11 protein-coding genes are annotated in these 12,074 nt (G+C 73.4%); 3 read left to right on the forward strand and 8 right to left on the reverse strand.

Annotated features, from left to right (window positions below; genetic code table 11):
* Window positions 1–4: 4 nt before the first annotated feature.
* On the forward strand, window positions 5–724 hold the full coding sequence (locus AC3EN4_RS08795) for a hypothetical protein (RefSeq protein ID WP_435205421.1): 720 nt from the start codon (window positions 5–7) through the stop codon (window positions 722–724).
* Between the two features lie 36 nt (window positions 725–760).
* Here the strand turns inward: AC3EN4_RS08795 and folE are convergent, their stop codons facing one another.
* The 4 genes from folE to AC3EN4_RS08815 all read right to left on the reverse strand — a co-directional run bounded on the left by folE (window position 761) and on the right by AC3EN4_RS08815 (window position 4,748).
* The gene (gene folE / locus AC3EN4_RS08800) at window positions 761–1,426 is read right to left on the reverse strand and encodes a GTP cyclohydrolase I FolE (RefSeq protein ID WP_422740850.1); all 666 of its coding nucleotides are present in this window, start codon (window positions 1,424–1,426) and stop codon (window positions 761–763) included.
* 35 nt (window positions 1,427–1,461) lie between these two features.
* Window positions 1,462–3,483, reverse strand: coding sequence for an ATP-dependent zinc metalloprotease FtsH (gene ftsH / locus AC3EN4_RS08805; RefSeq protein ID WP_435205422.1), 2,022 nt, complete (start codon window positions 3,481–3,483; stop codon window positions 1,462–1,464).
* A gap of 451 nt (window positions 3,484–3,934) precedes the next feature.
* On the reverse strand, window positions 3,935–4,510 hold the full coding sequence (gene hpt / locus AC3EN4_RS08810) for a hypoxanthine phosphoribosyltransferase (protein WP_421473568.1): 576 nt from the start codon (window positions 4,508–4,510) through the stop codon (window positions 3,935–3,937).
* A 100-nt stretch (window positions 4,511–4,610) separates the two neighbouring features.
* The gene (locus AC3EN4_RS08815; RefSeq protein ID WP_422737293.1) at window positions 4,611–4,748 is read right to left on the reverse strand and encodes a hypothetical protein; all 138 of its coding nucleotides are present in this window, start codon (window positions 4,746–4,748) and stop codon (window positions 4,611–4,613) included.
* 150 nt (window positions 4,749–4,898) lie between these two features.
* Between AC3EN4_RS08815 and AC3EN4_RS08820 the strand changes: the two genes are divergently transcribed.
* On the forward strand, window positions 4,899–5,879 hold the full coding sequence (locus AC3EN4_RS08820) for a GlxA family transcriptional regulator (protein WP_422737294.1): 981 nt from the start codon (window positions 4,899–4,901) through the stop codon (window positions 5,877–5,879).
* On the opposite strand, the gene tilS is transcribed toward AC3EN4_RS08820, so the two are convergent.
* From tilS to dacB, 3 genes are all read right to left on the reverse strand, one after another.
* Window positions 5,866–6,858 carry a tRNA lysidine(34) synthetase TilS gene (gene tilS / locus AC3EN4_RS08825; protein ID WP_435205423.1) on the reverse strand — a complete coding sequence of 331 codons (993 nt, stop codon included), beginning with the start codon at window positions 6,856–6,858 and terminating at the stop codon, window positions 5,866–5,868. The genes AC3EN4_RS08820 and tilS overlap by 14 nt on opposite strands.
* A 10-nt stretch (window positions 6,859–6,868) precedes the next feature.
* Window positions 6,869–7,939: a zinc-dependent metalloprotease gene (locus AC3EN4_RS08830; protein WP_422737296.1), complete on the reverse strand. Its 1,071-nt coding sequence runs from the start codon at window positions 7,937–7,939 to the stop codon at window positions 6,869–6,871.
* A 135-nt stretch (window positions 7,940–8,074) separates the two neighbouring features.
* On the reverse strand, window positions 8,075–9,619 hold the full coding sequence (gene dacB, locus AC3EN4_RS08835) for a D-alanyl-D-alanine carboxypeptidase/D-alanyl-D-alanine endopeptidase (RefSeq protein ID WP_435205514.1): 1,545 nt from the start codon (window positions 9,617–9,619) through the stop codon (window positions 8,075–8,077).
* Window positions 9,620–10,083: 464 nt separating this feature from the next.
* Here dacB and AC3EN4_RS08840 point away from each other — a divergent pair, with 464 nt between their 5' ends.
* Entirely contained in the window at window positions 10,084–10,590 is a 507-nt protein-coding gene (locus AC3EN4_RS08840) for an inorganic diphosphatase (protein WP_355052506.1), read from the forward strand.
* Window positions 10,591–10,621: 31 nt separating this feature from the next.
* Here the strand turns inward: AC3EN4_RS08840 and eccD are convergent, their stop codons facing one another.
* Complete coding sequence (gene eccD / locus AC3EN4_RS08845) at window positions 10,622–12,025, reverse strand: type VII secretion integral membrane protein EccD (protein ID WP_435205424.1); 1,404 nt, start codon at window positions 12,023–12,025, stop codon at window positions 10,622–10,624.
* Window positions 12,026–12,074 lie beyond the last annotated feature (49 nt).

A 12,074-nucleotide genomic window follows, 5' to 3' on the forward strand; every position in this document is an offset into this window, starting at 1 on the left:
GGCGATGCGTTCCGAAGGTGTCGAGATGACGGCGGCGGTGACCGGTCCGGGCCCGCAGCGGACCGCCGGTCCGGACGCCGACGCGGCGCCTGTCGACGCGTGGGCCGAGTACCTGGCGGCGGCCCGTCAGCTCGATGCGGTCCGTCGCAGCGCGGCGACCGCCGCCGGCGAACAGGCCCGCTCGGCGGAAGCCGCCCGGGAGGAACTGACGGTGGTACGCGCCCGCTTGGCGACCCAGCAGGAGCGGTTGCGGGAGCGGGGCGTACCGGCGATTTCGCTGGTGCCGTCGCCGCCGGAGCTGACGGAGGCCACCCGGTCGATGGCCGGCGGCCCGGCCGCCGTGCTGGCGGCGCTGCGGACCGCGCGGGGTCGGGCCGAGGCGGCGGACGCGGCGCTGGCCGCGCGCCGCGGCCTCCGACCGACCTCCTGGTCCGCGCCGGCCCGCAACCTCCTGGTGTACGGGCCGCTGGCACTGCTCGTACCGCTGATCCAGGTCATCGTGTACCTGACGACCGGGTCGGGTCGGGCAAGCGTGACGGCCCTGGTCGGCGGGCTGCCGATGCCGGCAGCCGCCTTCGTCGTCGGCTGGGTCGTTGTCGGCCGGGTGTTCCGGGCCGGCCCCGACGATCAGGTGGACCGCACGGTGCGCTTCGGGGTGCTGGTCTGCCTGGTGCCGGCGGTGCTGGTCACGGCCGGCCTGCTGCTGGCCCTGCTGGCCGGCTGACCCGCCGAGGCGGGCACAGCCAGGCCAGGAGGTGGATCAGCGGGGCAGGATCAGGGCCATCGCCTCGGCCCGCGACTTCGAGTCCGTCTGCAGGATGCCGCGCACCGCCGAGGTGATGGTCTTGGCGCCGGACTTCTGGATGCCGCGCATCGCCATGCACATGTGCTCGCATTCGAGCACGACCACGACGCCGCGCGGAGCCAGCTTGCTCATCAGCAGGTCGGCGACCTGCGAGGTGAGCCGCTCCTGCACCTGGGGACGGCGGGCGAACACCTCGACGAGGCGGGCCAGCTTGGACAGGCCGGTGATCCGCCCGTCCGGGCCGGGGATGTAGCCGATGTGCGCGCTGCCCCGGAACGGCAGCAGGTGGTGCTCGCAGAGGCTCATCACGTCGATGTCCCGGACGATCACCAGCTCTTCGTGGTTGGCCTCGAAGGTGGTGCTGAGGACCTGCCCAGGGTCGACGCGCAGACCGGCGAAGAGTTCGGCGTACGCGCGGGCGACCCGGGCCGGAGTCTGCTGGAGGCCGTCCCGGTCCGGGTCCTCGCCGACCGCGATCAGGATCTCGCGGACGGCTCTCTCAATGCGGCCGAGGTCGACCGCGTCCTCGACGGGACGGCCGGTCAGCTTGCCGCTGATCAGTCGGGCGGCGACGTAGTCCAGCTCGTCGTCGCCGTCGGGTTCGGTCGCGGAAACGGCCAGCTCCCGGTGGGGGGAGCTGGCCGTCGGGTCGTTGCTCAGTGCGTACCGTCCGAGTTGTTGCTGGACGGCGACCCGCCGCCGACGGACGCCTGCGCGCCGTCGGCCTGGGCCTGCGCCTTGAGCTTGTCCTTCTCCGCAGGGGTGAGCACGGGCGGCTCGGTGGACGGCTGGCGCTTGCCGAAGCCGTTGTACGGGGCCAGCGGCGGGCGCTTGACCACCCGGGAGCAGATCCGCGCCATGTCGGCCGTGGAGAGGGTTTCCTTCTCCATCAGCTCGAGCACGATGTTGTCCAGGACGTCCCGGTACTCGACCAGGATCTCCCAGGCCTCGTCGTGCGCCAGCTCGATCAGGGCCCGCATCTCGCCGTCGATCTCGGCGGCCACCGAGTCCGAGTAGTCCCGCTCGTGGCCCATGTTGCGGCCGAGGAACGGCTCGTCCCCGCTGGTGCCGTACTTGATCGCGCCGAGCTTGGAGCTCATGCCGTACTGGGTGATCATCGCGCGGGCCAGCTGGGTGGCCTTCTCGATGTCGTTGCCCGCGCCGGTGGTCGGCTCGTGGAAGACGAGTTCCTCGGCGGCCCGGCCGCCCAGCGCGTACGCCAGGGTGTCGATCATTTCGGCGCGGGTCTGGGTGTACTTGTCCTCGGTGGGGAGCACCAGGGTGTGGCCCAGCGAGCGGCCACGGGACAGGATCGTCACCTTGTGCACCGGCGCGGCGTGCGGCAGCGCCCAGGCGACCAGCGCGTGCCCACCCTCGTGGTACGCGGTGATCTTCTTCTCCTGGTCGCTCATCACCCGGGTCCGGCGCTGCGGACCGGCGATCACCCGGTCGATCGACTCCTCCAGCGAGTCGTTGGTGATCGCCCGCTGGTCCTTGCGGGCGGTGAGCAGGGCCGACTCGTTGATCACGTTGGCCAGGTCGGCGCCGCTGAAGCCGGGGGTACGCCGGGCCACCGAGTCGAGGTCGACGTCGGGGGTGAACGGCTTGCCCTTGGCGTGCACCCGCAGGATGGCCTTGCGGCCCTCCATGTCGGGGGCGTCCACCGGGATCTGGCGGTCGAACCGGCCCGGGCGCAGCAGCGCCGGGTCGAGGATGTCCGGCCGGTTGGTGGCGGCGATCAGGATCACGCCGCCCTTGGTGTCGAAGCCGTCCATCTCGACGAGCAGCTGGTTGAGCGTCTGCTCCCGCTCGTCGTGGCCGCCGCCCATGCCGGCGCCGCGGTGCCGACCGACGGCGTCGATCTCGTCGACGAAGACGATGGCGGGGGCGTTCGCCTTTGCCTGCTCGAACAGGTCGCGGACCCGGCTCGCGCCGACACCCACGAACATCTCCACGAAGTCGGAGCCGGAGATGGAGTAGAAGGGCACCCCGGCCTCGCCGGCGACCGCGCGGGCCAGCAGCGTCTTACCCGTTCCGGGCGGGCCGAACAGCAGCACGCCCTTCGGGATCTTGGCACCGAGCGCCTGGTACTTCGCGGGGTTCTGCAGGAAGTCCTTGATCTCGTGCAGCTCCTCGACGGCCTCCTCGGCACCCGCGACGTCCGCGAAGGTCGTCTTCGGGGTGTCCTTGGTGATCATCTTCGCCTTGGACTTGCCGAAGTTGAGCACCCGGGAGCCGCCGCCCTGCATCTGCGACATGAAGAACAGCAGCAGGAGCACGAGCAGCGCGATCGGCAGCAGGTTGACCAGCAGGCTCACCCAGATGCTGTCCGAGGAGACCTTGGCGTCGGCCGGGCCGGTGACCCGGTTGGCCGCCTTGGCTGCCAGCACCTCGTTCCAGATCTCGTCGCCCACCTGGTACGGGAACTGGGCCTCGATCCGGTCGGTGGTGGTCTCACCGAACTTGGTCTTGTTCTTCAGGTCGAGCTGGAGCGTCTGCTCCTTGTCCTGGAAGATGACCTTGTTGATCTGTGCGGTGTGGAGCTGGTCGAGCGCAACGGAAGTGTCCACGCGGTGGTAGCTGGGACCAGCGGTGAACAGCTGACTGAGCACAACGGCGCCGAGGATGACCAGGATGATCCAGACCACCGGTCGGCGGAAGAAACGCGTACGTTCCATACTGTTGTCGAGCGCCGGAGCGCCCGCATCCTCCTGATCGACGTCCTGACCGTCTGATGGTGTCGCCGCGGTGAGCGGCGGCCGCAGCCGCCGTGCGGGCCGGCTTCGACCCCGAGGCGCCGAAACTGCCGCGCCGCGGTCATTCGACGGTACACCGTGTACGCGAGGAGTGAGCTTGCGAGCCCCGCAGTCGTACACAATGACTGCGGTGTACGCGAGGAGCGCTTGCGAGCCCCGCAGGCGTGCACCGTCGAATCGGTCCGGGAAGGTGCCGGCGTGACGGGGAGTCCGGCCCGGCCACCCGAACGCCCGGTCACGCGGTCGAGGGGTCGGGCGCGGAGTTGCCTCCACGCCACCGGGGTCCACCGTAACCGCAAGAGCTGAGAGCCCGCTGAACGTCGGCTTGACGAACGCCGATACGAGTCGCCCTCACGACGGTCCGGCGGGCGGTTCAGGAGCGGGCGTAGACCTCGGGCTTGAGCACCCCGACGTAGGGCAGCTCCCGGTAGCGCTCGCCGAAGTCGAGGCCGTAGCCGACCACGAACTCGGTGGGGATGTCGAAGCCGACGTACTTCACCGGCACCGGCACCTTGACCGCCTCCGGCTTGCGGAAGAGCGCGACCACCTCGACGCTCGCCGCCGAGCGGGACTCCAGGTAGCGCAGCAGCCAGGAGAGCGTCAGCCCGGAGTCGACGATGTCCTCGACGACCACGACGTGCCGACCGGCGATGTCGCGGTCCAGGTCCTTGAGGATGCGGACCACCCCGGAGGAGGTGGTGCCCTGGCCGTACGAGGAGATGGCCATGAAGTCGAGTTCGGCCGGGGGGCCGTTGCGACCCAGAGCCCGGGCGAAGTCCGCCATGAACATCACCGCGCCCTTGAGCACGCAGACCAGCAGCAGTCCGTCGCCCACGTGGGCGTAGTCGGCGGAGACCTGCTTGGCCAGTTCCGCTGTCTTCTCGCGGATCTGCGCCTCGGAGATGATCACGTGGTCGATGTCGGCGTCGTACCAGGAGCCGTCAGCCATGACTCCTAGCCTGCCGTACGTCGGATGGCCTCCGTCGGCGGGGCCGCACCTTTCGGCACGGTCCCGCCCGGGATTTTTGCCGCAAAGGGCATCAAAGGCATCAGCTGGTACGGGACCGCCAGCGGCGGCCGTCCTCGCTCGGCTTCCAGTCGGCCGAGTCGTGGCTGTCCGCGGTGAGGCCGGCCGCCGAGGCGGCGACGAGCAGGACGAGGAACAGGAGGAAGAACAGGAACTCCATGGCGGCGCTCGCTTTCGCATGATTGCTGTCGGTTTCGCCGCCGGTGCGCACCGGACTGAGACCAGTCTGCGCCGACTCGCACCGTCCGGACAGTGGCAGAGATGCCACTGGGCATCGATTTACTGCCACCTCTGGGGTTACCCTCGTCACATGCTCCGATCGGTTGCCGTGCTCGCCCTGGACCAGGTCGCTCCCTTCGAGCTCGGGGTGCTCGCCGAGGTGTTCGGTACCGACCGGACGGCCGACGGCTTCCCCGCGTACCGCTTCGACGTGTGCAGCCCCGACGGCGCCGTCGTACGCACCTCGGCCGGCTTCCACCTCACCCCGAGCGCCGACCTGACCCCACTCGACGAGGCCGATCTGGTGGCCGTTCCCGCGCACGGTCAGGGCACCGTCGTACCGGACTGTGTGCTCGACGCGCTGCGCCGCGCCGACGCGCGCGGCGCCCACCTGATCAGCGTCTGCTCCGGAGCCTTCCTGCTCGGCGAGGCCGGGCTCCTCGACGACCGGGAGTGCACCACCCACTGGCGGTACACCGACGAACTGCAACGCCGGCACCCCCGCGCCCGGGTGCGCTGCAACTCGCTGTACGTCCAGGACGGTCGGCTGCTCACCAGCGCCGGCACCGCGGCCGGCATCGACGCCTGCCTGCACCTGGTCCGCCAGGTGCACGGCTCGGCCACCGCGACCCGGCTCGCCCGGCGGATGGTGGTCCCCCCGCACCGCGACGGCGGCCAGTCGCAGTACGTCGAGGCGCCGATCCCGAAGGCCCCGGAGGCGCCCACCCTGGAACCGGTGCTGGAGTGGCTGATGGGGCACCTGGACCGGACGATCACGGTGGACGAGTTGGCCGCCCGCGCCGGCATGGCCCCCCGGACGTTCGCCCGGCGGTTCCGGGCCGAGACCGGCACCACCCCGCACGACTGGCTCACCAACCAGCGGGTCCTGCTCGCCCGGCGGCTGCTGGAGGAGACGCCGTTGAGCGTGGAGGCCGTCGCCGACCAGGCCGGTTTCGGCGACGCCGCCGCACTGCGCCACCACTTCACCCGCCGGGTCGGCGCCACCCCGCACAGCTACCGGACCACCTTCCGGGACCGGACCGACGGCGTGGCAGCGCTCAGCGCGGGCTGAGGACCGCCAGCCGGTCGTCGCGACGGAGCACCCGGATGCCCCCGGGCAGGTCCGTCGGCCCCTGACCGTGCCAGTCGGTGACCAGGGCGTCCAGCGCGGCGACGTGCCGGTGCGACAGCGCGCCGCCGACCGCGCCCAACTCCCGGGCCCAGGCGTGCAGCACCCGGCCACGCACGGCGGCGGGCAGGCCGGCCAACTCCGCCACCGCGAGCCCACCGACGGGGTGCCGGGCCGCCGCCAGCGCCGTCGCCGCGATCTCGTCGAGAGCGGCGTTGTCGGCCGCCACCAGCCGGGCGGTACGCGCCAGGTTGTCCACCACACCCGGCCCGAGCGCCCGCACCAACGCCGGCAACACGTCGGCCCGCACCCGGGAGCGGGCGTACGACGGGTCGGTGTTGTGCGGGTCCTGCCACGGGCTGAGCCCCAGGACGGCGCAGGCGGCGCGGGTCTGCTCCCGACCGATCTCCAGCAGCGGGCGCAGCAGCGGCACCCCGGCCAACTCCCGCCGGACGGGCATCCCGGCCAGCCCGCGCGGGCCGGCGCCCCGGGCGAGCGCGAGCAGCACCGTCTCCGCCTGGTCGTCGCGGGTGTGGCCGGTGAGCACGGCGACCGCCCCGTGCTGCCGGGCGGCCTCGGTCAACGCCTCGTAGCGGGCCTCGCGGGCTGCCGCCTCCGGCCCGCCGGGACGTCCGGCCACCTCGACCCGCACCGTCGTGACCGGCGCGAACCCGGCCTTTCGGGCCCAGTCGGCCACCGCCTCGGCGCGGCCCGCCGAACCGTCCTGCAGGCCGTGGTCGACGGTCACCAGGCCGGCGGGCCGACCCAGCCGGGGCGCCACGAACACGGTCGCCGCCGCCAGGGCCAGCGAGTCGGCCCCGCCGGAACAGGCGACCAGCACCGGACCATCGGACGGCAGGTGCGTCAGCGCGCGCCGGACCGCCACCCGGATCGCGGCCACCGGTGGGGCGAGCGCGGCCACCGACGGACGGTCAGCCGGCGGACGGGACGGTGCCGGCCGGCCCGTGCACGCGTGCCACCCAGGCGTCCGGGTCGCCCAACTCGGACAGCCGGGGCAGGGTGAGCGGCGAGCTGAAGATCTGGTTGAAGCCGTCCATGCCGACCCGCTCGACCACCCCGTGCACGAACTTGCGGCCCTCGGCGTACTGGCGCATCTTGACGTCCACGCCGAGCAGCCGGCGGATCGCCTTCTCCAGCGGGTTGCCCGCCTCGCGGCGGCGGTTGAACGAGGCCCGGATCCGCTCCACGCTCGGGATCACCTGCGGGCCGACGCCGTCCATCACGAACTCGGCGTGCCCCTCCAGCAGGGTCATCAGCGCGGTGAGCCGGTCCAGGACGGCCCGCTGCGCCGGGGTCTGCACGATGTCCAGCACGCTCGTCCGGCTGTCCGGGTCGCGGACCGCCTCGGACAGCGTCGCGACTCCGCGCCGCAGCCGCTCGACGAGATGTTCGCCGCCGCTGGACGACGCGTCGACGAAGGCCTGCACCTCGCCGAGGAAGTAGGCCCGCATCCACGGCACGGCGGTGAACTGGGTGCGGTGGGTGACCTCGTGCAGGCAGACCCAGAGCCGGAAGTCCCGGGAGTCGGCCTCGAGCTTGCGCTCGACCTCGACGATGTTCGGCGCCACCAGCAGCAGTTGCCCCGGATCGGCGGAGAAGACCTCGTACTGGCCGAGCACCCGGCCGGACAGGTAGGCCAGCACGGTACCGGCCTGCACGCCGGTCAGCCGCGAACCGATCGCCTCGGTGAGCGCGCCGGGCTGCTTGTCGCCGGAGAGCCGGCTGACCAGTGGGGTGATCACCTCACGCAGCCCGGCGATGTTGGTGGCCGCCCAGTCCCGCCGGTCGACGACCCGCACCGGCGGGTGCGCCACCTGCGCCCGCAGGCCGGTGTAGTCGGCCACGTGTCCGGCCGCCTCGTCGGTGAGCCGACGCAGGTCGCCGACCACGTCGGTGGCCTCGGCGTACGACACCCGGGGGCCCGACTTGCTCAAGGCCCCCGCGGTGGCGGCGGCCAGATCCCAGTCCACGAACTGCGCCATGAACCCACCGTACCCGCGCCGGGACACCCCGGCCCGGGCTCGCGTCGGCGATCGACGCCGGTCGCGGCCGTGCGCGCCGACCCGAACGCCACCCCGACGCTGGTCAGCGGCGGTCGCACCCACCGGCGCGGACGGTCAGCGGCAGCCGCAGCCGGCCAGCGCGGAGGCGATGCGGTCCAGTGCCGGTTGGGCGGTGTCCGTCCCGCCGGGCACCCTGTCGGTGAGCACCGCGAACGTGAGCAGCCGGCCGTCCGCCGTGGTGACCAGGCCGGCGATGGCGTGCACGCCGGTCAGGGTGCCGGTCTTCGCGCGTACGGCCCCGGCGCCGGCGGCGGTCCCCGGCGCGCCCCGGTAACGCTCGCCCAGCGTTCCGGACCAGCCGCCCACCGGCAGCCCGCCGAAGACGCCGGCCAACTCCGGATGGTCCGGACTCGCGGCCAACCGGATCAGGTCGGTGAGCAGCGACGGGCTGATCCGGTTACGGCGCGACAGCCCACTGCCGTCGGAGAGGGTGATCTCCTCGGCGGGCAGGCCCAGCGCCGCCACCTCGGCGTCCATCGCGGCGGCGGCGCCGTCGAACGACGCCTTCTGGTTGCGCGCCAGCGCCACCTGACGGGCCAGCGCCTCGGCCAGCAGGTTGTCACTCTCGCTGATCATGATGTCGACCAGCCGGATCAGCGGTGGCGACTGCACCACGCCCAACTCGGTGCCCGCCGGCGGGGTGCCACCGGCGGCGGTCGCCAGGGCCGGTGCGGTACCCCGCTTGACCGCGCTGGTCGGTACGCCGAGCAGCCGGGCGAACGACCGGCCGGCGGCCAGGTCGGGCTCGGCGACCCGCTCGGCGCCGCCGGGCTCGGCGCCCGGGTCCTTGCGCGCGCCGTCGGTCATCAGCGCGGTCACCGCGCCGCCGTACCCGCCGGTCGGGATGTCGTCGTCCCAGCCGGGGCCGTACAGCGGGCCGGAGTAGACCGTGCCGTCGACGGTGACGCTGGTCGGGGCGGTGCCGCCGAGAGCGGTACGCACCTGCGCGGCCAGGTCGTCCAGGCGTGCCGCGTCGGGGTAGTAGCCCTTCTTGTTCACCGCGAGCGTGGGGTCACCACCGCCGATGATCACCACCTCGCCCGGCTTGGTGCCGGCCACCGCCCGGGTCGGGATGCGGAATCCGGGGCCGCGGGCGGCCAGCACGGTCACCGCGGTCGCCAGTTTGGTCACCGAGGCGGGCACGGTCCCATCGTCCGCCCCCTTGGCGTACAGCGTCTGGCCGGTGGTCACGTCGGCCACCGAGACGTTCACCCGGTCACCCAGGGCGGGTACGCCGACCAGCGGGTCGAGCGCGGCCCGCACCGCGTCGGCGGCGGGCAGCGGAGCGTTCGGGTCGGGGCCGTTCAACACGTCCGACGGGTCGGGTTCGGCGCTGGGACCGGCGGCGGTCGGGGCGGACGCGTCGTCCTCGCCCAGCCAGCCCGCGACCGGGCCGGGCCGGGTCACCACGACGCCCACACCGGCCAGCACCAGCAGCACCACGACGGCCAGCACGGTCACCAGTCGCCCGCGACGGCGCGGCGGGGGCGGCGGCGTCAGCGGCGGCTCACCGCCGGCCGTCGAGGGCAGCGCGGAGATCGGCGGACCCAGCGGCGGTACGCCGTTGCGATCGTGGCCGGTCGGTCCCGCACCGGACATCGGGCCGCCCCAGGTCGGGCCGCTCGGGGCGTTCGGGGCGGGTTGGACCGACGCGCGACCCGTGGGCTGTGCGCCGCCCGCGGAGCGGTCCGGGCCGAGGGCCGGGAAGCGACCGTTGTTCGGGGCCGCCGGAGCCGCGCCGGACGGATGCCACGGCAGCGGCGGTGGCCGCTCGGGGACGGACTCCTCCGGCGTCCGGGGGAGGTGCGCGTCGGGCACCGGGACCCGCCCGGTCGCCCCACCGGGGCCGGATCGTCCGTTACCGCGCGCGACGCCCCCGTCCGGGCAGTAGTGTGAATCTTCCCTCCCCACGACCCCCTCCTCCCCCAACGAAAATCGGCTTGGGTGACACTACTTCGGTCCGAAGACTATGCGGCGGCCGGAGTCGGCGGGTGGGCATTCACCTGTCCGGAGGGCCGCCAGTGGTTCCGTTAGCCAGCGTGGGCAGACGAGGGAGCGTGCAGATGGATTTCGACGTGACGGTTGAGATCCCGAAAGGTCACCGAAACAAGTACGAGGTGGACCACAAAACCGGCCGGATCCGGCTGGACCGCACCCTGTTCACGTCCACCCAGTACCCGGCCGACTACGGCTTCATCGAGGACACGCTCGGTGAGGACGGCGACCCGCTGGACGCGCTGGTGCTGGTCCCCGAGCCGACCTTCCCGGGCTGCCTGATCCGCTGCCGGACCATCGGCATGTTCCGGATGACCGACGAGAAGGGCGGCGACGACAAGGTCCTCTGCGTGCCCTACGAGGACCCCCGCCAGGAGCACCTGCGCGACATCCACCACCTGGGCGAGTTCGACCGCCTGGAGATCCAGCACTTCTTCGAGGTGTACAAGGACCTGGAGCCCGGCAAGTCGGTCGAGGGCGCGACCTGGGTCGGCCGCACCGAGGCCGAGGCCGAGATCCGTGCCTCCTACCAGCGGGCGCGCGACGCCGAGGCGCGCGGCGAGTCCACCCACTGACGTACGACCACCGACCGGGCCCGCGGGCTGCTTACCCGAGCAGCCCTCGGGCCCGGTCGTACAGGTCGAGCACCGCGCAGGCCACCGGCACCACGGCGACCACCAGGGCCGTGTCGGTCAGATCCGCCACCCGCCCGAGGTACGGCGAGACCGGCCGCCGGGCGTAGCCGGTGCCCGCCGTCACGGTCAGCAGGCCCAGCGTCGCCCCGCCGAGGACCAACGCCAGGCGACCGACGTCGTCGGCCCGGTCGGCCAGCATCGCCCCCAGCACGGCGTAGCCGGCCAGCCCGGCGAGCACCGTCGGCACCCGGTGCCGGAGCGCCACGAAGAGCCGCGACCGCAGCAGCAGCACGGCCGAGACCACCGCCACCAGCACCAGGCCGGCCGTCCCCCCGGCCACCCCGAGGACGACCGCGGCGCCGACCGCCAGCACGGCGTGCCCGAGCAGCATCCCGGTGAGCATCTCCTCGGTACGGGTGACCGCCGCCTGCACCCGACCGGAGTCCGGTAGGTCCCCGGGCCGTTCCGGCTCGGCCGCGGGCGGGGTGGCCGGCAGTGTGATCGGCGGGAGCGGCAGCTTGCCGAGCCGGATGGCCAGCAGCGGGATCGCACCGATGGCGAAGACCAGCGCGCTCAGCAGCACCGCCGCCGTGCCGGCCGGGGTCAGCGGCAGCGCCGCGAGCGCCGCCCCGGCGCCGAGCAGGCCGACCGTGCCGCCGGCCACGAAGATCCGCTGTCGGCTCGCCACCCCGAGCAGCCCGACCAGGGCCACGAGCAGCAGCGCCACCGAGCCGACCAGCAGTTCGGGCGCGCCGATCCAGCGCACCGGCCCGAGCGGCCCGACCGGATCCCCCGAGCCGACCGCCAGGGCGCCGGCCACGAAGGCGTACGGGAGGGCGTACCCGCCGAGCGTCGCCCCGGCAGCGCCGTCGCCGTTGGCCCGGCTGGCGACCGCGCCGGCCACGGTGAGCAGCAGTGCCACCACCGCCGCCGCGACCCAGCCACCGCTCGCCGTCGGACCGCTGGCGAGCAGGGCGAGCAGCCCGACGGCGAGTGGCACGGCGGCGCCGGCCAGACCGGCGACCCGGGTGGCGGCGGGCGACCAGGCCCCGCCACGGCGGCGGGCCCCGTCGGCGATCGCCTCCACGACGTCGTCGTACTCCAGTTCTGGCCAGTGGGCGCGGGCCGGCACCAGGTGCAGCACCTCGCCGTCGCGGACCCCCTGCGGCAGCAGCGCCTGCGCGGTCGCCAGCAACGCCCCGTCGGTGCGCCGCAGCACCCAGCCGCCGTGCCGCTCACCGTCGTCGGCCAGTCCCTCGCCGGCGTGCCGGAGCACGTCGGGCAGCAGCTCGGCCAGGGGAACCTGCTCCGGCAGGGCGACGTCCACCCGCCGTTGGGGCGCGCTGATGGTGACGCGGGCCAGTCCGGTCGTCATCGACTGGTCTCCATATCGAGCGGTGTCGGAGGCTGCGGGGACGACAGGA

The organism is Micromonospora sp. bgisy143 (assembly GCF_057708145.1).